Genomic DNA, 24098 nt, shown 5'->3' with positions numbered 1-24098 from the left:
AGTAAGATGGATTTACTTAAGTGAGCGGTTTTTACCGGTTCATCCAATATTTCCATAAGAAAGGGATTTCGAAGATGACAGCAAATCAAAATATCTACGTTGTGCTTACCGGAACCGGAACTGCTTTTAGCGGAATCATTAAATGGTTTACCAAAGCCGAGCTCAATCACGCTTCGATCGCCTTTGACAGTGAACTGCGCGAGGTCTACAGCTTCGGACGGAAAAAAGCATATAATCCCTTTGTTGCAGGGCTGATCCGCGAGAACTTTGTCCATCCTTTTTACAGCAGTGCGGACTGCGCAATCTATCAGCTTAGAGTAAGCAAGACGGAATACGAGACGATGTACAACCACGTAAAGGGCATGATGGACCATCAGGAGCGCTACAAATATCATCTGCTGGGCTTGATCGGTGTGCTGCTGAATGTGAAAATCAACCGGGAGGACGCTTACTTCTGCTCCCATTTTGTCGCTTCAGTATTCGAGGAGTCTGCCGTTCATCCGGTAGCCAAGCCCTCCTGCTTCGTAACCCCGGAAGATTTCGCCGCATCTCTGTGCGCCCATAAAATCTTCAGCGGCAAGCTGTCCTGCTATATGCGCAGAACTCACGGGCAGCTGGTTCAGGCCTCCTGTGTGCATACTCCCGGCTCACCTGTCCCGGCAGCCGTTGCAGCACAAATGATGCGGTTAAAGGAAGACCGGGTGGAAGGTGTCGTCTGACAGACCGGCCTCCGCCCGATACTACAGTTATCCGGCGCTCCAGATACTGTACGCACCTCCCTCTAGCACCACAATTTCATACTGTCAGCTACCTGTCACGCAGTTGCTTTATTTTACCCGGTGGCTCTGAAAATACTCTGTCCAATCTCCCAGAATAGTGACTGTTACCCTATCTATTTTGGTGTTGTATTCATTCTTCGCAGTAAAAGTAAAGGTAAGCGGACCTTCCGGCAGCTTTTCAAAGGCTGTATTATACAATTCACCGGTCCAAAGCGTTTTGCTGCTGTCTTTGGGGCTAAGCTGTGTGGCATACCCTCCCGTCATCACTGCTTCAACCGTATCCGGCAGCCCTGTAGCATCCGCTTGCAGCACAAAGCCTTCTCCCGCCCAAAACACGCTATAGCCGCGCGGGGTCTCCGCATTCCCGCTTTTATTCAAATTGTACGCTTGGCGGTTTGCATTCCACTCTGCCGTATGCTGAACCCCACCCTTCACCGTAAGCAGGTTGACCATGAAATATTTACGCGGAGATAGGGCGCTCCAGCTAAACCCGTCGAACACTTCAACTTCCACCGCATACTTTTGATTTTCTGCCAGCATACCGGCCGGGATCTGCCACTGCTTGGCGCTGGAAGCCTGTTCACCCGATTGGACCGCGGCTGCTCCGGTTGTCAGGTTGATGATCCGCACTTTGTACCGCTGCTGCAGATCTCCGTCTTCGTCCTGATACTCCCATTTGATGACCGGAGTCAGCGTACTGGCGATCGTTGGGACAGCCTGGCTGGTGCTGGCCGGATACGTGAGGTTAACCGTAGGAATACGATTCACAACCGTGATTGTTTGGGACAGCTCCCTGTACAGACCCAGCGAATCCGTAACCACTTGTCTCAGAGTAAAGGCTCCGTTCGTACTGAACTGCTTGGTGAACGTGCTCCGTGTGCCGGCCAGGCTCTCCGCCCCGCTTGAAGGCTTCAAGAAATATTGATGGGCGATGCCGTCACCTTTCGGTATATCCGCATCTGTAGCAGTGCTTTTAATCTGCAGTATATCCGTCCGGTAAATCGGCACTTGCGCTGCATTCCTTCCGGTATCCGTAATCAGGGTAAAGCCCGGCTGAGGCGGGTTGTCGATGATGAACGCTTTTTCGTTCGAGACGTCCGACCAGGAATTTGTGGAATAGGCTCTGCCATAAAGAGTAAAAATTTCGAACCTTTCAAAGGTTCTGTTCGGCACCTGATACTGCCGGAGCAGGCCGGTAGAGTCCGGGTTTTCGACAGTGTTGACCAATACTCCGCTGGTACTAAAAAACTCCAACCGGTATTTTTCCTGTGGATCGCTGTCTGGATCGGAATAGGTCCACTGAATGAGCGGATCTCCCTGAAGTTCGGCATCCAGCACAGAAGGATCGCCTGGCGTGCCTGCAGGTGTGGTAAGCGTTAAGGAAGGCGCCAGGTTTGGGGTCACGTTGACTTTCATTACTGCAACATTTGATTTTGCGTCAATCTGGTCCACTGCCCAATGCTCAAGTGTATACACTCCAACTTCATTAAAGTTCATCCGGATATTTTGCGTATTGTAAAAGTGAATTAATCCTTCGCTGTCCGTTACCCTCCAGTAGTAACGCAGGCTGGATACATCGGAAGGATCTTCGTCAGCATCCGCAGAGTTGTACGAAACGGTGTTATACCGGGCGGCCTCGGATGGACCGTTAATCGCAGCGGCAGGAATATGATTAAGTACCGTAAAAGTATGCATCGCATTAGAGCTCAATACGCCATCGGATGCGTTCAGGCGCATTTCCCAGCCAGCGGATACCGCTGCCTTTGGGGTTATTCCACTGCGCTGGATCAGATCGGTGACCTTCATGACCGGGTACCGGTTGCTTCCGCTGTAATAATAAGCGCCCCCGTCGAGTTGCGCATTCCAGGCATACGATAGGCTGTCGCCATCTTCGTCCGGATCAGGCGTCTGGTTGTCCATGGTGATTACTGTGTCCCGGTACACTTCGCTTGGCATGTTGAAGGAGGCTGCCGGCGGATGATTAATCACCTGAACCGTCTGACTGTAAGGCGTTGACCACAGCCCACGGTTATCATGCACCTGCAGCGTAATCACATAACTGCCTTCGCCATAGGCCGCTATATTCGGGGGGATAACAGCCCCGCCGTAAGAAGACCACACTTGCTGCGATCCGTTCTTAACGAGGGCCCAACTGTAAATATCCAAGGAATCATTGTCCGGATCAAAGGATTGATCTGTAATTGTCGTCGCTTTTCGATAGGATACGATGCTCGGATCCACGGTAAACATGGCGACTGGCGGAAGATTGATGGCACTGCCTGCGATACGCAGGCACCAATCGGACCATACCCCTATTTTATTTTCGCCATCTACGTCTCTGACACGTAATCGGATATCATACTGGTCACTTGTCGGCAGCTGTGCAGGCGGCACCCCTTCTGTCCATACTTCAGACCCAGTTTTTTTGTATTGCCATTGCCAGGCAGAAATCCCTTTGGTCGGACTTGTGGTGTGGTCTAAATCATAAGAGCTGTCGCTTAGCTGCAAGCTGCCGTTAACGAGCTTCGCCGTAAATAGGGCAATAGGTTTACGGTGTACATTGAAGACCATGGAGGAAATATTGTCTGGCCCCCAAATCCGGTATTTGTCAAAGCGATTGTCGTTCTTCGGGTTATCCTTGAGCTGAAAATAGACACTGTACAAACCGCTGTATGGGAATGACGTATAAAGTGCTGAACGCCAAAGCCCACTGTCCGAAATAATCCCCATCGAGTTATCAAAAAAGTAAGGATCGTGCTCATAGCGGTAACGTTTGGCGTACTGCGGGTCATTTTCAAAGTCCGTATATGTATTATCCAAATGTACGGGATCGTCGACCAGCACAAACGATTTGTTTTTTAACCGTACGACAACGTTAAAGGTTAAGCTGCCCTCAGCCTTTTTGTTATACGGATCCACAACCGAGACTTTAACCGGATAGGTTCCGGGAGAAAGTGAATCTGCTATCGCATCAATAGGGATGGAGAAATAATGCGGTGTTAAGGTATTACTTACTTTTTCTTTGCGGTAATAGACATTGGGTACTTCAACAACAATATTCAGGTCGTCGTTATCGGGGTCCTGGGCATATCCTTCAACATTCAGAATGTTGTATCCTTCTTCATTTTGAATGGTAGCATTGTTTGGTGAAATTAAAGAGAGCGTAGGTGCCGAGTTCTGAATGAGGGCCCATTTGTGATAGTCACTTAAAAAGAATTTTTTCTGCATGCTCAAGTTTACGCCCATCATCCCACTAATTTCATCGTTAAATTCCAGATACTTAGGAATACCTGTAATGCCAAAATAATCAGTGGGTGAAGTTTGACCTACATAAAATGATCCGGATGTGATGTTGGAAGCGCCATTATACTGCCCATAGTAGAAATTCGGGCCATCTACAGGTACCACACCGCCGGTCTGGCCGGGATGATAGTAATCCACGTAAAACATATCTCCGTAGTAGCTCAATTGATCACGCTGCTCTTCCCCGTAAGGATTTGGGCCGTAAAAATGAGGGGCGTGCTGATACCGAATATCATATTCCACCCAGTGGCTGCCTTGTTTTAAAGAACTGGCTTCCAGACGTGCGAAACTTCGGGTAACTGTAATGTCATATTGCGGGGCATTGGGACTAATCTCGTAACTCATCATTTGAGTCACTTTGTTGTAGCGGATTTTTGTAATGGTATAAGCCTCCCTTTTGACATGAAGACTAAAATCACTTAGTGCCATGTATGGAGCTGCCATCCACCATGTACCGTCATTTTCATCAAATCCACCCCAGCCATCTAACGCAGGAACCTCAATATCCATAAACTCCACGACATTAGTATCCAGTGCATCGACTTCATGGACTTTGAAAATGTTTAATTCCAGAGTCAGGAATAGAGCCAAACACAACAGCACTTGCAGACCTAAACGTGTAATCTTCACAAGCCTTCCCGTTCCTCTCCTTACCATGTCCAATCGCCTTGTGGTCCCAGGTTAAGCACTTCTACAACTCGCTCAGACACAGGCTGCACAGCGCTGCTGTACGAATCTGCGGATCTGCGGTCTGCGGACGAAACAAATTCGCCGATTGTAGGCTGACCAAACTCTTCGGTTTCTGTTGCGCGCACTTCATATCTTCCAACCTCACTGACTTCCAGATAGAGGTGGTCCAGATTGCCATCGCTGAAGGTCACCCAGGATTCATCGTCAAAGCTCCCGTCACCATCGGAGTCATAACGATACTGCCAAAGCCTGCGGGCAATCAGATCTATGTCCGGTGTAAACGAAAGGTCTTCGATATAAATGGATGCCTTATTCCCATTTTGCGGATCCCGATAGGCAGTCGGCTGCATTGAGAACAAGACGGTTGGCGGATCGTCTGGAATAATGGTAAAGGTAACGGACGAGGTATCCGAATACCCTTCGGTATTCTCAACATAAATCGTCGCCTTATAGACACCGGGCTTTCGAAAAAGCATGTCCTTGGTTGTAATGCCTTTTAATGTTCCGGAATATTTAATGTCACTGCTTGTCCCTCCGGAAACCGCTGAAATCGTAATTTGGGTCCTGGCATCCACCAATGGATAGTGCACCGGACTTTTACTGGTACTGGTCAAGGTCACTTTGCGATTTTGTTTAGTACTGCCCGTAAGCTTAAGCCCCGCGACCGGCTTGGGTTCAATCACTTCGATAAATGTTCCGGTAGAGTCGGACATACCGTCATTGTCTACAACTTGCAGGCTGACTCCGTTGGTGCCGATACTGTTCGATGCGTACCATGTGGTGGTATATGCATCTTTCAAGGGCTCTACCGCCCGCGGTGCGTCCCAAATGTATGATTTAATGGTTCCGTCCGGGTCATAAGAACCGCCGCCGCTAACGATAAATTCCTCTCCGGCCTTTATGGCCGCAGGAGCCATGATCACAGCCACTGGAGGTTTGCCGCTGGATGGCGGAACGGTAGGATCTGGTTGCAGTATAATCGTCGGAATGTTCTTATAAATCTCCACAATAGCATCAAACGATTGCTGCAGAGACGTTATCGTACCGTTGTTCGTAACAATCGGCTTCGTAAACCGCACGGTAACAGTCAAGGCATACTTTTGCTGATACCTGTCATCTTTAATCCGCTCCTTGAGGATGGTGAAGTCAAACTGCGTATTGCTGCTCAGTGCTTTGCTGTAATTTTTCTTTTGCTGCAGCGTACTCTCCACTTCTTTCTCCTTAGCATAAAACACCCATTCTTCGATGTTAGAGGAATTCATATAACCCTCGAGTTCCCCTTTCAAGGAGAGCTGCACGGCAATATCCTTGTCTTCAAATTTTGCCGGGTTAGGATTTGGTTTTAACACAGCCACGCTGCCGGTAAGAGTAGGTTCGGTAGGCAGATCGTAATCAAAGGTAACGGTTCCGGCGTAGCTGTAGGAAGTTAGTTTGGCTGTGGCTGTGAAATAATAGGGTAGAGTAACGTAATACAACCGGCCTGTGACCCATTGGCCTTTTTCAAAACTATCTGGCACTTGTTCAAATTCAAAATTTTGGGATGGAATCGTGTAAGTTATGATGAATTTACCATCTTTAACGCTCGTACTCCCCTTATCTCCTAAAAGAGCTAGAAGAGTAATCTTGATACTCGACTGTACAATACTAATATACGAAATGGTTTCCGATTCATTTTTATACCATGTGGCCGTACTTGGATCAGCAGGATTAGATTTGGTGGTTACCACTGTCTTTGGTGGCGCAATAGATGGTGTTTCGATGTCTTCTGCGCTTACATTGTAGCTAACATTAATCCCCTTTTCTTCTATATAATCATTAATCTGCCATAGGCGTCCTTCCGCATAGCGCCAAATAGAGTTTCCGGGCTTAGTAGTAAAATTTCTTGAATATCCTCCGTTAGCTCCTTTCACAGATAAGGTTTCATTTTTTTCGTTCCCTTTGAGGGTGAGTTTTATCTTGCCATTCTCAACGATGATCGCCCCAACCACACTGTTATTCCCCTTATATTTAAGAGTACCCAATTTGATCATAGAGCTGCTTACTCCACTAGGCATGTCTAAGTAAAAGGTCTTTGCACTGTTGTCTGATCCGGTCAACCCAGTTGTAGTTGGGACGGACACCGATACGTTTTTTGTATCAGCGGCCTGTGTAGAATGTGTTGAAAAAGGAAATAAAATCATTAAGAAAAGAACTATAACGTACGTTTTTTTCATGGTTTACCTACTCTTTCGGATTCTTCGCAACGTATTTTTCAGTGGATACATTCTTGTTATCTAACCAAATCACAAAGGAGTTAAATTTACCATCATAAAGATAAGCCTGATAAGTACTAAGTTTTTCACCAGCTTTCAAACTCCATGACCACAGTGCCTCTTTATTATTAGGCTTGTAATGTGGTACATCAACAGTAGTTAATGGCATAGTCACATATGCACTAGTTTCTCCCCCAAAATTCAACTCCCATTTTTCATTTAGGTCCTTATAGTTTTTTTGAACGGTATTTCCACTCTTATTCTCTACCGTAATCTTCGTCCAAATAAAATACTTTGCGGAATCTGTGCCTGTATAGCCGTATTTCTTAATCAATGTCTGAGCTGTAGCGGATTTCACATCATAAATCATTATCTTCTCCAATGTATAACTAAATCCCCCTGCCGTAACAGTCACAGGCAATTCAACTGCCTTTTTCAAACCAAACTTAAATAAATTATCTCTCATTATCGGCGCTGTCGTTGCGGCTGGTTTGACTGTAGGAGTAGCCGTTGCAGCTGCTGCAGTTGCATTTCCACTTTGTCCCACAAGCGCACTAGTCAAAATCGCCCCTGCCAAGGCTGTTCTCATCATTGTTTTTTTCATTTTTTAATCTCCCTCATTTCTTGTTTTGTTTGAATCAGTTATTCATCTTATACTCCTGCACCGCAGGTACAATGATAGCCTCCTGGACCTTCGAGCGGGAGATCAGTACCGGGTGGGCCGTCTCGACGACGGCGATAACGGAAGGGCCTTGTATGTACTTGGTGATTCCATACTTGCTGTCTTCATAGAGGAACGGAAAAGTAACTCCGCTGGATTGATCGACAATGTCGAACTTTACAATCTTTACTTGAGTTTGGAGACGGCTGCCCGCCAAAGGAGCCAGGCTGTCGTCCAGTCCAAGATTAGCCTGAAGAGAAAGACGAAAGGTTGAAAAAGCTTCAGCAGGATTGATGATCAGACGGCCTTGTGCCCTTGCAGCTTCATTTAGCTCTTGCGATGCGTCATGAACAGCAATGTTATTGGCATCCTTCAGCATGCTGCGCAGCATGTCCCACTCCTGGTTCTGAATCTGAAAAAACCAGGAGTAGATGAAGATCAGCAGCACAAAAGCCAGCTTAATAATATAGTCCATAAATTAAGTTCATCCCTTAATCAATCGAGATACTCACTCATGATTGACCCATGACCGTAATAACGAGTGGGCTGGGCCGCGCCAGAAAACTTATAAGGAAATAAATTTATCCGAGGTGCCGAGATATACACATCCATACGCTGTTTGCGTACCTGTACGGTTTCCGTGCTGCTCGTGATTTGAATGGACGCTTCCGGAAATCCAACAGCCTTCAGATTGGAGATGACCTCACTTTTCATTGAAGCCGTGACCCTCCCCTCCGTTGCTGCTTTTTGTGTAATATACGATGTGTTGGCTTTGACCTGCAGATCAAGCAAATAATCAATGTAAGTGAAGATCGGCTGCAGGATAATGAACAAGACTAGCCACATGAATAATGCCTGGAGAACGGTAGCCTTCAATGCCGTTGCCCCCTTTTAATACTGCTCGACTTGCTTGGTATGTTTGATGATATCGTCCTGGCTGCTGCCGATGATATTCGTTGCGGCTGCGATAAACATTCCTGCAATTACAAAACCGATAGCCAGAAACATGGCGACTGAGATTGAGTCTTTTTTCATGACAACTTAGACCGCTGTATGAGCAGGTGTATGAACGGCTGCAGCAGATGGCCCCGACTCTGCCGGTTGGGTCATCGTCACTCCTGGTATAGCCGGTCTGTTGTCGTCTGCGGAATTAATTACATCCCGAACAACCGGGATCAAAACAGCAATTACGATGGCAACACACAGGAATCCGATAGCGATGAACAAGCCGGTAGAAATAGCATCCTTTTTCATTGTTAATATCTCCCTTTTCATTTTATATTTTTATAGGATTCTTGAATATAACAAAAATTTCATTCGATGCAATTCACAGTTGTCGGACCGCGTTTAGCGGATATTTATTGTTGCGATATCAAGTAGCGATTTCAAGAAGCCTCATCCAGTTTGATATCTTAACAAAAATTTCATTCGATGCAATTCACAGTTGTCGGACCGCGTTTAGCGGATATTTATTGTTGCGATATCAAGTCGCGATTTCAAGAAGCCTCATCCAGTTTGATATCTTAACAAAAATTTCATTCGATGCAATTCACAGTTGTCGGACCGCGACAAAATCACTGAAACATCCCCACCCCATTGAAATTCCCTTTAATCAGCAGGATGTACTGCATCGCCAGAGAGACGACCATCAGAAAGGTGGCAATGGAGGGAATGACGTTGATGATCGTGGAGACTTCACCGATGAAGGACCATTTTTTCAAATACTGATCGCTGGATATTTTGGTAATAATCTTGCCCTGCTCCCGCAAATAATTGGCTGCTTCCGTATCGTCGTCCATGCCCTCCGTAGCCAGCAGAATAGAACGGATATCATTGATAAAAGCATGGTTGTCCGGGAATTTGCCGCAGAACCATTCAATCGCCCGCTCGGTTCCCTCGTCCACTGCACGCTCAGACAGCTCGTACAGATCCTGACGAATATAGTTGAAATGTCCTGCCGTTCCGGCGCAAAAGGCTCCAAACTGCACGTACCCCCGCTTGCGCAGCCGGTTGTTCTCATAAAGCCGGATAAAGGAGATTAACTCACCGTCTTTTTGAATCAGCGCCTTCTGATGCAGCCAGGCCAGCAGCCATCCCAGCGGAAGATATCTCAGCGGACTGGTAACCACCAAAATCAGCACCGCAATAAGCAGATCATAGATGGAAAAAGGCACATTCCGCAGAAAGTCGCCTGCTGCCTGAGCCAGTATATAAATCAGCGCTGCCGAATAGCGGAACAGCGTGATTCTGCCTGCGGAGAGGGTTAGGCCGCTGTTATTAAGCAGCTGCTGCAGCCGCTCATTTTGCACGCGTTCCCCAAGCGCCCTCCACCTCGCTCCAAGTCGAAGAATATACCGCTCCTGCCTGCTGCTGCTCACAAATACCAGCAACGAGAGGTACACAACACCCAGCACTGCAATCAAAAACAAAAGTCTATCCATAATTCATCACCTTAGTGGTAGTCCAGTTTTGGCCTGGCGAGTATGGTACTGATCATAAAAGAGATAAAAAGGCCCGAAATAATAATCATTAAAAAGGTTAGGCCAACACTGGTCTGAAACTGCAGCTTGAAATAGACATCGGGCTTCAGCATATAAATAAATGTTCCGACAGATGAAACCAGCACCACCAAATTGCCATATAGACCGAGACTGATCGCATCCCTGCTGCCCGCCTTCACTGTCAGAATCGTCTCCCTCTGCTGCTCCATGGAGCGGCTCAGCATCATAAGCGTGTTCTTCAGATAACGGGTGCCTTCTTTCTCGCAGTACAGCAAATCCGAGACGAATTCCACTGCAAAGGTTGTCCCGATGGCTCCCGCAAACCGCTCTGCCTCACAGGTCAGCTCACGTTCATTGCTGTAGTTGGCAAAAGCTGATCCAAGCAGCCGGAGCGGGGTCTTCAGCACGCTTTCCTCGGTCAAAAAGTCAGCGGTTTTGGATAAAATGGAGTCCACCGGCAGATGTGTGAATTTGGTCGCTATTTTAATTACATCCAGCAGATCATAGCTTCCACGCACCTTGCGCTGCGCATAAAGATATCTCGTCCGGAGATAAGGAATACTCGCTGCGATAACTGCAACAAAGAACGGAAAGCGCCAAGCCCCCTGAACCGGAAGACGGTCAGCCATACTGATGCCATCCAAAAAAGGGTTGCCGAAGCTCAAATGTGCCGGCAGTTCTCTTAGGGTCAGCAGTCCAGAGAGAAAAACCGCGATGAACAGAAACAAGGTGCGTATGGAAAAGCGCATGACACTGATTCCCGGCTCATATTTACGCTTTGCAAAATAGAGCAGATCATCCAAATGCCGGTACAGCCACCTCCTCTTCTTAATGCTGCTGACCTTTTGCCCAAAAAGGCTGATCCTCAGGCTCATCCGCTGGTCGAGCTTCTGCCCAAGCTGTCTTAAATGCCGTTCAATTAGCGGTTTCACCAGCAGCCACAAGCCGCCGGCAATTAATAAATGAAAAGCAATCTGAAGCACATAAAACAGCAGCTCCATGTCTCCTCCTCCTTCATTCATTCATTACAATTCTGGATTTGAGGCTTTCCTTCAGCGGCTCGTTCATTGGTTTCTGTGCAGCGAGATGACCAAGCTCCTGCAGCAGCACCCGCGAAGCGCGCGGACTTTTCTTTTTCATCTTCCGCATAAGCCCTGCCGTCAGCTTGTCATTATAGCTCCAGGCAGATTGTTCTTCTTCCCAGCGCATCAGATCATTGGCAAATACAGAGTTGGCTCCTTCGTCATAAAAAACCTCGGAGATCCGGGCCAGCCGCTTTTTCCCGTCAGCTACGCTTTCCAGAATAAATACCAGCTCGCAGGATTTTAGCGCAGAGATCAGATGTCCCTTCAGACTGCCTCCGATTCGTGTCGATACCGCAAAAGCGCCCTGATACGGAATATCCTCCGAATCCACCGTATGAAAGGTGCCCGTAATGCCGTCATAGCCCTTTTCACCGCTCCACAAATAAAACTCCCATTCGTTATAGCGCATTTCCGTCATATAGACAATGTTGGGATCATGGCGCAGCGACTCCACCCCAACCTCCATCAATTCCTCGTTGGCAGCCTGAATCGGAATAATCCGGTGGCCCTTGATCTGATACGGCAAAATCGACTCCGGATGCTTCTCGATCATCACCACCCCCATGCAGGAGGATGAACCGAGAAGCTGCTCACCTACAATCGTGTTGGCAAAGGTGGTTTTGCCTGAACCGACCGCTCCGGCGATAATGGTGTTGCGGAATGTACCCGACAGCGCACGGATTAGCTCAATTGCCTCTGCAGGAATACATTCTGTACCTGCCTGATCCTCCAGATCCAGAAACTCCACCACCTGCCGCCGCAGCGAGATCGTAGTGAAGCCTTCCCACACTCTGGGCGAAACCCAGATTGCAAGCCGGATGAAGCGGCCGGGCCAGAGCGGATCATCCATTTTGAACTCTACAGAAGGGTTGTCTTTATTGAGTTTCTTATTGGGATCGCTTTTGAGCAAAGAGCGTTTAAGCTGCTCCACCCGGTCCAGCGAGGGCATTTCATAGGGATAAACCACATACTTCCCGCGATGGTTATAAAATATCTGCCGGCCGATCATCTGCAGCCCGGTAGATTCACTGTACGCCCGGTCGGTGAACCAGCGGTAGGCGGGTCCAAATCCCTTCCATTCGTGAAAAAGCGCCTCTGCCGCTGTCCCGTAGGCTTCCGGCACCTTGCCGGTAAACGGTGTTTTCCGCAAATACTTCCCGATCTCATTCATGAAAAAGCTGACCGCCTGCGGATCACCGATCAGCGCCTTGGCGTTAAGCTCAAAGTATCCGTCGTCCTCCCGCTCCAGCTCGGCATTCATATCGCTTTTCATTTTTTGCAGAAAGCCGTAAAAGTCCTCTTTGCCAGGCTTGCTGATACGCAGCACACTTTGCTTCAGAGAGAACAGCCTGCGGTCATCCTGAGGATTCGGCAGCCATATCGCCTGATGCACCTGCTCCTGTATTTGTCCATCGCGCTGAGCCTGCGCCTGTGCCTGCATCCACTTCGCATGCCAATCATCTTCCCGGTATTCTATCATTGGAAAATCCCCTTCTTTCGGGCTTCCGGTGCCAAGCCGAGTGATACCAGCAAAGCATGGATTTTCTCGTCCACATGCTGAAGATCTCTTTTGCCGAGTGGCAGACTGTCCTGGAACGGCTGGCAGTAGGGCAGCTCAAGCAAAATCCCACTGCCAAAACGGAGCGCCAGGTTCTTGGGTGAGCTCACTTCCTCCACATTGCTGCGGTTAATAATCCATTGAAAATCCTGCGGATGCAGGTCCATATGACCGGCAAGCTCCATAAGCGGCTGAAGACGGTATTCGTGCTTCGGATGTGTTACCATGAAATGCAGTGCTGATTTCTGCATCCCCACATACCATGCTGCGCTCTCGGGAATCGATCCGAAATCAGCGATCACCACATCGGCATTCCCGGCAGCCTGGGCAAGCAGATATTCGATTTCCTCCTCCTGATAATCCTGAACACTCAAATAATCGAAATTGCCCGGCAGATAGGCATAGCCTTCTTGCTTAACCAAAGTGTCAAAATCCGCTGCCTGGAGCATTTTACCGGTCAGCCGGGGCCGCAGCCTGTCGAGGCTGATTGCCGTCTTGCGGTCAAATCCGGGATCATACAGATCAAGGCCGAGCAGGATCACACGTTGTCCCGCAGCGGCAATCCGCCGGGCGAACAGTTTGGCCGTACTTGTACAGCCGATACCTGGCCCAGAGCCGAAAAACCCGACGAGATTGCTTCGCTCCCCCCGCTCCTCCTCCAGAATGAAACGCAGCTTCTCCACAACCGCCGAAGAAGTAGCTCGCGGAGGAATGAAAAAGATTCCAAGACTCTCACATAACATATGGACGGCTTGATAGCTGCGGACTCCTTTTTGACGGTAAATGTACAATAAGGAGGAATTCGGATAGCCCTGCCGCAGTTCACTCAAAGCTGTAACCGGAACCTGCCCGCTCGTAACCATGAGCATCTGCCCTTGTGCCTGGGCGGTCTCGGGTAAAACATTTTGCGTTATTACTGTGAAGCCGGCAAGCTTGATCTCATTAACCGTCAGCTGATCCATCCCCAAGCTGAATATTTTCATTTCATTCGCCTCCTCTCATTTTTACTCGACACGCACAATCCATAGCTTCTTGCCCTGCTCCAAATATTGCCCGAGCAGTTCGCCGTCGCCTTTCTTCAGCTTCAGTTCGGGTGCAGCCACCTTGCCGGTAGAAGTGAAGCGGTTGTTCGTGTTGCCGTTCTCCGAATCCAGCACATCGTTGTTGTCTTCAGTTCTTACATAATTAACTGTGACACCGGTTAGGAACACCATACGCGCAGGCCCGGCAGGCTGCGTTTCTCCGGCTCCTGTCCCCGCTGTTGATCCAGCTGTGCCAAGGTTTTCATTGCCTGTTGCTGCAGTTCCATAGCCACTACTCCGCGCCTGATTTGCCGTGCCGCCTTCAACCAGATAAATATCAACTTTATCTCTGCTGCGCAATGAGCCGTTTATCGCATAGATGGCTTCCTTGGGAATAGGGAAGATGCCCTCGTCCCGCTGCGGCTCCAGATCACTTACATCTACAAGGGATGCCGTCAGAATGCTTCCGTTCGTCAGATTTACATTGGTAACCTTATGCTCCACCTGACTGATGTCCGTGATCACCCCGGAGGGGATATCCTTGGTCTGGACCGAATCCAGATAAAGGTCACTTGTCTTCAGCTCATAATTTTTGGGCAGAAAGCTGCCTTCGGCCACTTTGACCTTGACCACCGTCTGCGACAGCACATATGGCTTGAAGTAAAGATCGTAGCCGAGCAATCCGCCGAAGCCGATGACCAGAATGAGAAAAGCAAACAAATAATTGCGTCTTAACTGATGTCCCCGTTGTGAAGCCAAGCCTTTTACCCCCTTCGAATTGTCGTTAGTAAGCATGACAAAATACACCTTGGCGCAATGAGCCAAAATGCCGGTAAAATGCTTTTTTACCTTAAATGGTTTTGAGAAAAGTATTAGATTATGGGTGTGAGGTTGCATAGCTTGAGGATAACTGCGGGAGCGCGCTCCCGGCTGGAGGTGAATGGACTCCGGTGAACATCAGATACAGCACCGATATTCACCGGAGAAAAATTCAATTAATTAAATACAACTGTCTTGTTGTGATGAACAAGAATCCTGTCTTCAATATGCCATTTGACTGCCCGGGCCAGAACGACCCGTTCAATCGTGCGGCCGATGCGCTTCAGCTCATTCACATCATCGCTGTGGCTGACCCGCTGCACATCCTGCTCAATAATCGGACCGCCGTCCAGCTCTTCGGTAACATAGTGGGCGGTGGCCCCGATAATCTTCACGCCGCGCTGGTAGGCCTGGGCATATGGCTTGCCGCCCACAAACGCCGGAAGAAACGAGTGATGGATATTAATGATCCGGTGGCGGTAATGGTCAATGAATGCCGGCGAGATAATCTGCATGTACCGCGCCAAAATAATAACGTCAATGTCATCTCCGATGACCTCAAGCTGGCGCTGCTCCGCTTCCGCTTTGGTGTCAGCCGTCACCGGGATATGATGGAACGGGATGCCGAAGGACTCCACATAGGCCTGCATATCCGTATGATTGCTGACTACCAGCGCAATATCCGCATCCAGATCCCCGGCCTGCCACTGCCAGAGCAGCTCGACCAGACAATGATCCTCTTTGGAGACAAAGATGGCCAGCCGCTTCTTGTGGCTGACATTGAAAATTTGCCAGTTCATCTTGAAGCGTTCGGCAACTCCGCCGAAGATGGAACGCACTTCATCGATCCGCTCGTCCAGCTTGGGCAGGTCAAATTCCACTCTCATAAAAAACATTCCGCCATCCGGGTCCATGGTATATTGATCCGACTGCACAATGTTGGCGCCGTGCTGGTACAAGAAATGCGATACAGCGGCCACAATTCCCGGCCCGTCCGGACAGGAAATGAGCATGCGCGCCCGGTTCGGATATTGTGCGCTTAACGAATGATCTCTTTTCACATGTAGTTCCATAGTCCTCTTACCATCCTCTCATCTCTTGCGCAATCGGCAGCTTGGCTTAAGCGTTCACGAGCAGCTGCTTGCCCGCCATCCAGGCAATCAACCGGTGATTGATGGCTTCTTCGCTAAGCTGCGGAAAAAGCTGTGCGACAGCAACGCTATCATACAAACGTTCCAGCGGTTCACGCGGATCAGCCTTTTTGGCCTTGGCGTCGTTCTTCAGCAGTTCCCATACATTCAGCACGTACTGGCGGGGATCAAGCTCCTGCTTGGCAAAAAAGGCGTGCAGTTCCTCGACCTCCTGCATAAACTCCGCTCCGAACCGATCAGTCACAGTGCCGCGCAGCAGGGCGATTTCGACCTCGTACATCGGGCGCAGCGTCTTTGCATTCTTGCCGATCCAGGGCGTCTCCAGAATGAACGGCAGTCCTGCAAGGGCTTCGTGGTGGACTACCCTGTTGATGGTCTCAAAGCCAATGTAGCCTGATCCGATCGGGGTATGACGGTCTTTGCCCGCTCCGCGCGGATTTTTACTGTCGTTGATATGGATGACACCCAGCCGCTTAAGTCCGATGACCTCATCAAACTGACGCAGCACGCCGTCCAGATCGCCGACAATATCATATCCGGCATCATGAATATGACAGGTATCAAGACAGATAGACAGCCGTTCGTTATGTACGACTTTGTCAATAATCGAGGCAATCTCCTCGAAGCTGCGTCCGATTTCTGTTCCTTTGCCGGCCATTGTCTCCAGAGCAATATGCACTTCCGTCTCGTTCGTACCGCCAAGCACCTCATTTAAGCCATCCGCAATCCGCTGAATGCCATATTCGGCGTCCTTATCTGTAAAAGCTCCCGGATGAAGTACAATATGCTTCACCTCAAGCGCATGGGTACGGCGGATTTCCTCTTGCAGGAAATCAACAGCCAATTGATAGGTGCTGTCCTTGTAGGAACCCAAGTTGATGATGTATGGCGCGTGGACCACAATCTCTTCCACACCGTTCTCCTTCATCGCCTGCTTGCCTTCCGCGGGATACATCGACTCAATCGGCTTGCGGCGCGTGTTCTGCGGCGCACCTGTATATATCATAAACGAGGTCGATCCGTACTCATTTGCTTCATTGGCCGCGCTTAGGAGACCCTTGTCCGCACAGGACACATGTGAACCTATTTTCAGCATGCCTTTTCCCTCTTTCCTTCACGAATTAACCCTTATTCTACCGTGATCGGGAAAATAAATCTAGGCAGGCTCTCGCTGTCCGCTTCTGCTTCGCAAAACTTTGGAAATGCGCTATACTTTAGATGAGAATGAAGTTTGTGACAATCATCATTGTCAAAGGCGGTGTATCATGTCATTTAAATCAGGCTTAAGCTTGTTATCTGCAGCACCGAGCAATTGGTTTATGAACTCTATTGCATTTTGGACTTTTCTGCTGCTGGGCTGTATGTGCATCGGCGGCTATTTCATGTTCCGCAAATTCCTCAAGGTGCTGCCTAAGGCAGACGGCAAATCCAAGCTGGACTGGCAGAATTATTGGGTCGAACGCAGCCGTCCGCTTTGGAGTGACGAGATGAAGGCTTTTCTGGATCAGCTTGTCCAGCCCGTCCCCGGTCCTTTCCGAGATATCGCCAAGCATTCCATAGCTGCCGAGATTGGCAAAATCGCCGTGGAGAGCCAGGCGCCGGAAGTCACCCGCGAGCACTGCATCAGAGGCTATATCGTAGCTACACCACGGCGCGACAACCGTTTTCTTATCAGCTTCCTTGAAAAGAACGGCATAGACTACTCTCCTTATCAGCATCTAATTAAGTAATCAAAGGAGCGATCTTATGAAATACGTAATCTGCGGCGGCAGCGGTTTTATAGGACGTGAGCTCACTGAATACTGGCTGCAGGGCGGGCATCAGATCATCGTTGTCGGCCGCAAGCAACCTGAATCCCAAACTTCTGCCCATCCAGGCCTTAATTTCCTTACCTGGGACAGCCTGGCTTCAAATCCGGAGTTGGCTGAGGGAGCAGATGCGCTGGTCAATCTTGCCGGAGCCCCGCTTAGTCAACGCTGGAGTCCAAACGGCAAGAAGGCCATTATGCAGTCCCGTCTTGAAACCGTTTCAGCGGCAGCCAAGCTGATGAATGAAATCCAGGAGAAGCCTGCCGTAATTATTCAGTCCTCCGCCGTAGCTATTTATGGCACCTCACTGCAGGATACCTATGACGAAACCTGTCCTGAGCAGGTTATCGATTTTCCGTCAGAGGTTGTAAAAGCATGGGAAGCAGCCGCAGATGAAGCATACTCGAACGTAAGAGCAGTCAAGCTGCGCACCGGAGTCGTGCTTGGCAACGAAAGCGGAGCTTTTCCCAAAATGAAGCTTCCCTACATGCTCGGCTTCGGCGGTAAAATCGGCAGCGGGAAGCAGTGGCTGTCCTGGATAGAGCTCACCGATATTGTCCGGCTGATCGATTTCTGCGTTCAAACTCCCGGAATCGCAGGTCCTGTCAACGCCACCGCCCCGCACCCCGTTACCAATGAGGAATTCGGCAAAATGATCAGCAGGGTGTATCATCGCCCTCATTGGTTTCCGCTTCCTGCCTTTTTGCTGAAGGCTGCCGTGGGCGAGCTGTCGGAAATCCTGCTGAAAGGTCAGCGGGTGTTACCTTCCAAAGCCTTGGAAAACGGATTTACCTTTACCTATCCAAGCCTGCAGCAGGCGCTGGAGCATCTGAAATCGGAGTAATCAGTGCAGAGCACTGCCCCTTGTAAGGTATTCATCAGCGAGATGCCTCTTGGGTGCCCCTTCCCCAGCGTACTCCTTGATCATCGCTACTCAGACCGAGCGGAAGGTATAGCAGCCCTTCACTATAGTAAACATTGTCCCGTCGGTTAATGGATACTCCTTGTATGGGATCATCGCCTCTCCTTGAAACAGAGTGCCGTTTCTGGAGTCCAGGTCCTTAAGGATGTATCCGCCCGCACTTTTAGCGATCTCCGCGTGCACTCTCGATACTCCCTCGGACTTCTCCACGTATTGCGCAACGTCCGGCGAACGCCCAATGAGAAAGCTGGGCCGGTTCAATTCGATTTTCTCCGGAATCCCGCCTTCGTTGTCATGGACCCGTTCAAGATAGGGTGCCGCATGCACCTCTTGCTTCCGCTCCTTTTCGGAGGGCGGGTCGTGCAGCAGCATTGCAGTGGCTTCGACAGGGATTGGCGCGGGTGCTGTGGCTTGACTGCGTTCCGGCAGTCCGGCTCTGTTCTGGGTAGTTTGAACACCAGTGTAAAGTGGATTCTCAAATTTCTGTGCAGGCACAGGTACATCTGGAGCGCCGGAAGCAGCTGCAGGCGTTCGGACGAAATCCCATTCCAGCTCCCTGTGCTTCCTGCGGCCCGCAGCAGCAAGCTCGTCCTCCGCCGCTTCTTCTGCCTTCACACCGCCCAAATTCAGTCTCCCGCTCCATACCAGCCAACAGAACATACCCAGCACCAGCGTAGCCAGTGCACAGACTGCCAAGCCAGGCGGTTTTGGACTGTTCAAATAAAGAAACTTCCACAACACCGCATCGACCAGCAGACCACCCAGCATGGCATAGGTTCTGTAGGCCGAAGGTTCGGGAGCCGCATGGCTGTCAATATCCGGTTCATCAAGCCGCAGCTGTAATGATTCCTCCTTCAGCTTAAGCCGCGGATAACCGCCCTGCCACGGAGGAGGCTTGTGAGCCTCAGCAGCGGCACTTTCGAAACCCGGATCGTTCCTGAGCTTCTCGGAGGCAAGGGCGTCAACCTCCGCCGTTGCGCCATTCCGCTCCCGCACGCTTCCCTCGGCAGTCATATGTGCATCAAGGAAGGAAACGACTGAAGCTGACCGTGCAGTATCCGCCCGCCTTTTTGCCCCTTCACCGTCTGTCATCAGCTCCGCCAGCAACTCCTTCAAGCCTGCCGGAGTGAAATCCTCTTCTCCGCAATATTGCAGCAATCTCTGAACCCCATCACCGGACAGTTCTCTTACAGACGCCATCAGCACCATAATCAGCAACTTCAGGGCTTCTCCTGCATGCATGGCAGATTCAGCAGACTGCAGGGGAAGATAAGTGAGATACACTTTGCCGGCGCGCAGGGGCCCTTCGATAAAAATGTAATCCTCATGCAACGCATACTGCTCTGCCTGCAGCATGTATAACCGCCCTTCCTCCATCCCCACCGCAATTTGCAGCAGCAGCCCGAAGAATTCCGTCATGCCGAGCTTCTCACCCTTCAGAAGGTGACTGAGCATTTTCCGGCGGGACAGCGCATATTCCAGACTTACCTGCAAATCTATCTCTCTGAGCTGGAGCCGCAGATGATGCGGAATCCCGGTATTCATCAGCATGCGGACCTGGACCATATTAAGCTCCGCCGTCCTTAGCCCTTCAGGCTTGCCGAGCAGCATCGAGATGCCATCCTGCTGTACAAAATCACGGCTCAATCCGAACAATACGCCTCACCTCCACTATAAATACAAATAAGCACAGATGAACCCGGGAATAACCGCCAGCATAAAAGGGAACTTCAACAAACCACCGCTGCTCTTCCTCAGTGCCGGGGAATCACGCAGTAATAAAAAACCGGCTGACCGGCTGATCATCCCCCGTATGCGGCTCCCTGCTTCCCGTCTGGCAAGAACGATGACCCATCCGATCACTGCCCCGAACAATACAGAATAGACGATAACCTGCAGCGTGAAGAGTATTCCCGCCCAGGCTCCAATTCCCGTAAAAAGCTTCACATCGCCAGCTCCAACCGCACCCAGGAGATGCATGATCAGCAGCAGCAAGAACCCTGTACCTGCGCCGGATATGGACGCCAGGACTCCGTAGCGTCCATTCATTATGCCCTGCGCATTCAATCCGGCAATCAGCAGCGGGAATGTGATCCAGTTCGGTATTCTCATAAATCGGATATCCGTAAAGAGTGCTGCTGCCAGGAATGGCAGGCAGCCCCAGAATGCCCATACCGCCATTACGATTTCCCTTCCTCTGCCTGATTTTTTCTCACCACTGTAAAGGCTGCCTCCAAAGAGGTTCCGTCTGCCAGTTGGATAACCAAGGGCCAAGTACCCGGAGTTGTGTTGACACCGATTTTCCATTCCCACTCAATATATCCGTTCTCATCCGCCTGCTTCCAGCCCAAATACTTGGCTGTACTCTGACCGCTCTTATAGAAAATTGAAAGGCTCGCAGAAGCATTGGGCGGAACCTTGATCCTAACTCTGCCCTGATAATTGGCAACTCCGGGGCTTGGCTTCTCCAAAATCACGATAGATGAGCTGTTTTCTTGCTCGCCTTCTGCGCTGCCCCCGTCGCCTCCGGCATCAGTGTTGCCTATCCACAAGCGTTCAACCGCACTCGCCTCAAGCACGATACGCTGATTCAGAAAAGGCACCTTCATCGGCAGCTCGTAACTCACCACAAGTCCAAAGTAAGGACGCGAGCCTGTCTTCAGCTCCGGTACAATCACATTCGAAACATGAATTCGGTCATAGTCCAGCCAGTCCGAGGAAAGATAAGGCTTCATTACAGGCTTAAGCGCCAGATCCAGAACCCCCTCTGATGCCTCAGCCTGCAGTTCCTGCAACGGATCTTCACCACGCTGAACGGCTGCACTGACCCAGGCGGCTATCGGTTGCGGAAGGTCTGATACATAGCTGTCGCTCCACTCCTCAAGCGACAGCCGCGGAACGGTCCATATATCCGAGGATGCAGCAGCTCCCGAAACAGCTTCCTCTTCGCTTTCGTCAGCGTTTTCTTCTTTATTCTCCTCCCATTCTTGCGCAGCCAGCGCAGCAGGATACATGTGGGTCGAGATCACCTTGACCGTATCGGAAGCCGTGCTCTGGAGAGCCGTCGAGTACAAGGTCATTTGCACGATAAAGATCAGAAACAGGACAAAGGACAGAAACATAGGGAGGATCATAGCGGCTTCTACAACCATGCTGCCTTCACATCCCGTTCTTCCTTGCTTCCGGTACCCAGGTCCCATTTTGTTCCACCTCCATGCTAATAAGAAAAATCGGCCCGTACAGTCCGGAAGTATAATTTGCCCTGCACATCACCGGAAAGACCGGAGCTGTAATCCAGGAGCTTAACCACACCCGGCAAAAACCATAACGGCATAACCATTTGAATATCCGCTGCTGCATAGGTGAATTTCTCACTCGGATTGCTCCCTGTATTCAGCCGGATTAAGGCCAGCATTCGCGATAATTGAACATCGCTCCCTCCATGCAGCAACAGAAAGAGCCGCAGATAATCCCGGTAGCCCAGCTTGACGGGTATGTATTTGGAGAGAGGAATTTCGCCCTCCTTGCATAGCAGCAGCATATCCTGTACCGCCTGTTCAACTCCGTACAGAAGCGCCGAAGCCAATATCAGCAGCGGATTGGCCAGGCCTGCGCGTTCAGTAAATCCCTCCATGGTGCGTATAGCTAATCGTATGGCAAAAATCTCGCCATAAGCTGCCGCTATATTTCCGGCGGGATTATTGAAGCCATACAGGATATACTCCAATTCCTGGGCATTTGGATCAAGTTGATCCGCAAGCATCTCCGCTGCCTCATCTATTGATCCTGAAACCAGACCCGACAATTGCGAGATATCAAAAGCAGGAAAATACAGTGCCGGATATTCTGTCTGATACAGCCTGTCCCGGCCCCCTGCCAGTGCTTTGCCCATTGCCTCGTAGAGTCCATCCACCTTGACCATGGATGAGCTTCCCGCAGAAAAGGGGCTCACATCCTCCGTTCCCGCCTCAGCTTCCTGGTCCAATCCCTTGTTAAACGCAATATTGTCGCCATAATAATCCTGCAGCGTCTGATAGCGTTCCATGGCTTCCCCGGCGCTGGCGCTAAGCCCGCGGATTTGTTCCACCAGCTTCATGGCGTCACTAAGCTTGCCCGCAGCCTCTTGCTCCACTTGCTTGCGCTCGCTGTCGAATGTGCGATGCGCTTCAATTTGAGCTGTTTCGGCAGCAATGATCTTTCCCTTGTCCCCGTAGCTGTCCAAATATCCGCTAACCGCCTGCGAAGCGTCCAGCACACCCTCGATCATGCGGGAAAGCTCCGCGTTAACCCCCGATGCCGAACTCAAAATTCCCGGCAAGGCGGTTACCGCAGGCAGGATCGCCAATACAGCGGCCTTCTGTACCGATAAGCTATTGTCCAGCGAGCTGATCTCACTTGCCGTGAGGATCAGGGAGTCCTCCTGCTCTCGCAGCTTTTTAATAGGATCGGCACTTAATTCGGCGGTACCAGGCGGGATATCCCAGTCCAGCGCAGCATCCCGAGCATCGTCCGGTCCGTTGTTTCGGGATTGCTCCAATGCGCTCTGCATCTGCGTATTCAAGGCTTGGACCCGCTCAAGCGCTGCTGCCGCCTCCTTCATCGATTGATCGTGCTCCCCTTGAAAAGCGGCCAGTACGCCTGGAATACGCGAATTCAGTTCGGCAGCTTGTCTTGTATAGCCCGCCAGAAGACCGGTGTACTTTGCGGGCTTCTGGCTGTCACGGTACAAATCGGCATTATACTTGCCCACATAGTCACTGTACATTGCCGGGATATCTGCAGCGGTTGAAATATTTCCCACAGAAATATATCCGATACTGTCACCCGGCGGATTCATGATCAGCTGCTGCAGCGCTTTCCCGCTCTCCGCTGCCTGCTTCCGCCACTTCAGCATTTGATCCAGCGCTTCCTCCCGCTCGTCATACAAGGGCTGCAGCTTGCCGAGTACTTTGGTTGTCCGTGAAGCTTCGCCCATCGCCGCAGACAGCGGCTTGAACTTGCCGGCAAGCTCCAGGGCAAAATCAACCGGCGCCTTGTATTTCATCTCTTCAGCAATCTGCCGGCGGAAGATATCGTAGCTTCCCAGCGGACGGCTCCAGCTCAGGGACGAAGATTCCAGACCTAAGGGGAGCAGGTTAAACGCATCGCCGCGCCCGCTTTCGTACAGATTATCATTCAGCACACCAGCCAGCAGCTGATCGCCATCATTGCCGCCAAAGGCAAAAAGTCCGTATTTATCTTTCAGCTCAATATCATAGGAAGACATCACTGAACGGACAGCGGCCCGGGCCAATCGTTCCTCCTGCACATTTACAGCAGCAATGCGGGCATAGTCGATCAGCACAGCGGTAAACAAAAAGACGAATGCCAGCACCATAATCAGGAAAATAGAGACTGAACCCTCTGACCGGGTATACCTGCTATTCCTGCGTGTTGCCGTATTGTCAAAAGCTTCCCCTTTCCCTGTCTTCACATCTGGTTCAACCTCCTTCCCCGCTGCAGTCAACGCCTTAATTACCAGTTGCTATTCCGGCTTGCACATCTTGC

Annotated in this window: 21 protein-coding genes; 3 read left to right on the top strand and 18 right to left on the bottom strand. The window is 50.3% G+C overall.

Features of this window, described 5'->3' with window-relative positions; all coding sequences use genetic code 11:
* Positions 1–74 precede the first annotated feature (74 nt).
* Positions 75–719 (top strand): hypothetical protein, encoded by a 645-nt coding sequence (locus HYD27_RS19050; RefSeq protein ID WP_219217797.1) that lies wholly within the window; start codon positions 75–77, stop codon positions 717–719.
* 108 nt (positions 720–827) lie between these two features.
* Here the strand turns inward: HYD27_RS19050 and HYD27_RS19045 are convergent, their stop codons facing one another.
* The 14 genes from HYD27_RS19045 to HYD27_RS18980 form a co-directional block, all read right to left on the bottom strand.
* Positions 828–4712: a hypothetical protein gene (locus HYD27_RS19045; protein WP_219217796.1), complete on the bottom strand. Its 3885-nt coding sequence runs from the start codon at positions 4710–4712 to the stop codon at positions 828–830.
* Positions 4713–4732: 20 nt separating this feature from the next.
* The gene (locus tag HYD27_RS19040; protein WP_219217795.1) at positions 4733–6802 is read right to left on the bottom strand and encodes a PKD domain-containing protein; all 2070 of its coding nucleotides are present in this window, start codon (positions 6800–6802) and stop codon (positions 4733–4735) included.
* Positions 6803–6992: 190 nt separating this feature from the next.
* Positions 6993–7628: a hypothetical protein gene (locus tag HYD27_RS19035; RefSeq protein ID WP_219217794.1), complete on the bottom strand. Its 636-nt coding sequence runs from the start codon at positions 7626–7628 to the stop codon at positions 6993–6995.
* A 34-nt stretch (positions 7629–7662) separates the two neighbouring features.
* On the bottom strand, positions 7663–8160 hold the full coding sequence (locus tag HYD27_RS19030) for a hypothetical protein (protein WP_219217793.1): 498 nt from the start codon (positions 8158–8160) through the stop codon (positions 7663–7665).
* Between the two features lie 20 nt (positions 8161–8180).
* A complete protein-coding gene (locus HYD27_RS19025; protein WP_219217792.1) occupies positions 8181–8561 on the bottom strand; it encodes a hypothetical protein in 381 nt (126 codons plus the stop codon).
* A gap of 15 nt (positions 8562–8576) precedes the next feature.
* Positions 8577–8720: a hypothetical protein gene (locus HYD27_RS19020; protein WP_219217790.1), complete on the bottom strand. Its 144-nt coding sequence runs from the start codon at positions 8718–8720 to the stop codon at positions 8577–8579.
* Between the two features lie 6 nt (positions 8721–8726).
* On the bottom strand, positions 8727–8939 hold the full coding sequence (locus HYD27_RS19015) for a hypothetical protein (protein ID WP_219217787.1): 213 nt from the start codon (positions 8937–8939) through the stop codon (positions 8727–8729).
* Between the two features lie 320 nt (positions 8940–9259).
* Positions 9260–10126 (bottom strand): hypothetical protein, encoded by an 867-nt coding sequence (locus tag HYD27_RS19010; RefSeq protein WP_219217785.1) that lies wholly within the window; start codon positions 10124–10126, stop codon positions 9260–9262.
* An 11-nt stretch (positions 10127–10137) separates the two neighbouring features.
* On the bottom strand, positions 10138–11187 hold the full coding sequence (locus tag HYD27_RS19005) for a hypothetical protein (protein ID WP_219217784.1): 1050 nt from the start codon (positions 11185–11187) through the stop codon (positions 10138–10140).
* Between the two features lie 13 nt (positions 11188–11200).
* On the bottom strand, positions 11201–12751 hold the full coding sequence (locus HYD27_RS19000; protein ID WP_219217783.1) for a P-loop NTPase family protein: 1551 nt from the start codon (positions 12749–12751) through the stop codon (positions 11201–11203).
* Positions 12748–13812, bottom strand: a complete 1065-nt coding sequence (locus HYD27_RS18995; protein ID WP_219217782.1) for a P-loop NTPase family protein — start codon at positions 13810–13812, stop codon at positions 12748–12750. Before HYD27_RS18995 ends, HYD27_RS19000 begins: the two co-directional genes overlap by 4 nt.
* A 21-nt stretch (positions 13813–13833) precedes the next feature.
* The gene (locus HYD27_RS18990) at positions 13834–14610 is read right to left on the bottom strand and encodes a CpaB family protein (RefSeq protein WP_219217781.1); all 777 of its coding nucleotides are present in this window, start codon (positions 14608–14610) and stop codon (positions 13834–13836) included.
* Between the two features lie 236 nt (positions 14611–14846).
* Positions 14847–15743 carry a formyltetrahydrofolate deformylase gene (gene purU, locus HYD27_RS18985; RefSeq protein WP_219217780.1) on the bottom strand — a complete coding sequence of 299 codons (897 nt, stop codon included), beginning with the start codon at positions 15741–15743 and terminating at the stop codon, positions 14847–14849.
* A 46-nt stretch (positions 15744–15789) separates the two neighbouring features.
* On the bottom strand, positions 15790–16917 hold the full coding sequence (locus HYD27_RS18980; protein ID WP_219217779.1) for a deoxyribonuclease IV: 1128 nt from the start codon (positions 16915–16917) through the stop codon (positions 15790–15792).
* 169 nt (positions 16918–17086) lie between these two features.
* Between HYD27_RS18980 and HYD27_RS18975 the strand changes: the two genes are divergently transcribed.
* Entirely contained in the window at positions 17087–17551 is a 465-nt protein-coding gene (locus HYD27_RS18975; protein ID WP_219217778.1) for a DUF2621 domain-containing protein, read from the top strand.
* Positions 17552–17567: 16 nt separating this feature from the next.
* The gene (locus HYD27_RS18970; RefSeq protein ID WP_219217777.1) at positions 17568–18473 is read left to right on the top strand and encodes a TIGR01777 family oxidoreductase; all 906 of its coding nucleotides are present in this window, start codon (positions 17568–17570) and stop codon (positions 18471–18473) included.
* A gap of 90 nt (positions 18474–18563) precedes the next feature.
* Here HYD27_RS18970 and HYD27_RS18965 read toward each other — a convergent pair whose 3' ends face one another.
* Genes HYD27_RS18965 through HYD27_RS18950 form a run of 4 tightly spaced genes read right to left on the bottom strand, consistent with a single transcriptional unit; the run spans position 18564 to position 24024 of the window.
* The gene (locus HYD27_RS18965; RefSeq protein ID WP_219217776.1) at positions 18564–20207 is read right to left on the bottom strand and encodes a DUF6382 and FHA domain-containing protein; all 1644 of its coding nucleotides are present in this window, start codon (positions 20205–20207) and stop codon (positions 18564–18566) included.
* 15 nt (positions 20208–20222) lie between these two features.
* On the bottom strand, positions 20223–20732 hold the full coding sequence (locus tag HYD27_RS18960; RefSeq protein ID WP_219217774.1) for an A24 family peptidase: 510 nt from the start codon (positions 20730–20732) through the stop codon (positions 20223–20225).
* A complete protein-coding gene (locus HYD27_RS18955; protein ID WP_219217772.1) occupies positions 20732–21751 on the bottom strand; it encodes a TadE/TadG family type IV pilus assembly protein in 1020 nt (339 codons plus the stop codon). Before HYD27_RS18955 ends, HYD27_RS18960 begins: the two co-directional genes overlap by 1 nt.
* Before the next feature lie 17 nt (positions 21752–21768).
* Entirely contained in the window at positions 21769–24024 is a 2256-nt protein-coding gene (locus HYD27_RS18950; RefSeq protein WP_219217770.1) for a hypothetical protein, read from the bottom strand.
* Positions 24025–24098: the final 74 nt, after the last annotated feature.

This window comes from Paenibacillus sp. S150, assembly GCF_019352175.1.
In the GTDB taxonomy this organism is placed as follows: Bacteria; Bacillota; Bacilli; order Paenibacillales; family Paenibacillaceae; genus Paenibacillus_AQ.
The sequence above is the reverse complement of the archived record's forward strand: the minus strand, read 5'-3'. Positions and strand labels throughout refer to the sequence as shown.

Excerpts from the sequence above, each read along its gene's own strand:
- HYD27_RS18975 (WP_219217778.1), top strand. The coding sequence starts at position 17,087 with ATGTCATTTAAATCAGGCTTAAGCTTGTTATCTGCAGCACCGAGCAAT.
- HYD27_RS19020 (WP_219217790.1), bottom strand. The coding sequence starts at position 8,720 with ATGAAAAAAGACTCAATCTCAGTCGCCATGTTTCTGGCTATCGGTTTT.
- HYD27_RS19050 (WP_219217797.1), top strand. The coding sequence starts at position 75 with ATGACAGCAAATCAAAATATCTACGTTGTGCTTACCGGAACCGGAACT.
- HYD27_RS19030 (WP_219217793.1), bottom strand. The coding sequence starts at position 8,160 with ATGGACTATATTATTAAGCTGGCTTTTGTGCTGCTGATCTTCATCTAC.
- HYD27_RS19010 (WP_219217785.1), bottom strand. The coding sequence starts at position 10,126 with ATGGATAGACTTTTGTTTTTGATTGCAGTGCTGGGTGTTGTGTACCTC.
- HYD27_RS19035 (WP_219217794.1), bottom strand. The coding sequence starts at position 7,628 with ATGAAAAAAACAATGATGAGAACAGCCTTGGCAGGGGCGATTTTGACT.
- HYD27_RS18970 (WP_219217777.1), top strand. The coding sequence starts at position 17,568 with ATGAAATACGTAATCTGCGGCGGCAGCGGTTTTATAGGACGTGAGCTC.
- HYD27_RS19005 (WP_219217784.1), bottom strand. The coding sequence starts at position 11,187 with ATGGAGCTGCTGTTTTATGTGCTTCAGATTGCTTTTCATTTATTAATT.
- HYD27_RS18960 (WP_219217774.1), bottom strand. The coding sequence starts at position 20,732 with ATGGCGGTATGGGCATTCTGGGGCTGCCTGCCATTCCTGGCAGCAGCA.
- purU (WP_219217780.1), bottom strand. The coding sequence starts at position 15,743 with ATGGAACTACATGTGAAAAGAGATCATTCGTTAAGCGCACAATATCCG.
- HYD27_RS18955 (WP_219217772.1), bottom strand. The coding sequence starts at position 21,751 with ATGGGACCTGGGTACCGGAAGCAAGGAAGAACGGGATGTGAAGGCAGC.
- HYD27_RS19040 (WP_219217795.1), bottom strand. The coding sequence starts at position 6,802 with ATGATCAAATTGGGTACTCTTAAATATAAGGGGAATAACAGTGTGGTT.
- HYD27_RS19015 (WP_219217787.1), bottom strand. The coding sequence starts at position 8,939 with ATGAAAAAGGATGCTATTTCTACCGGCTTGTTCATCGCTATCGGATTC.
- HYD27_RS18980 (WP_219217779.1), bottom strand. The coding sequence starts at position 16,917 with ATGCTGAAAATAGGTTCACATGTGTCCTGTGCGGACAAGGGTCTCCTA.
- HYD27_RS19000 (WP_219217783.1), bottom strand. The coding sequence starts at position 12,751 with ATGATAGAATACCGGGAAGATGATTGGCATGCGAAGTGGATGCAGGCA.
- HYD27_RS18995 (WP_219217782.1), bottom strand. The coding sequence starts at position 13,812 with ATGAAAATATTCAGCTTGGGGATGGATCAGCTGACGGTTAATGAGATC.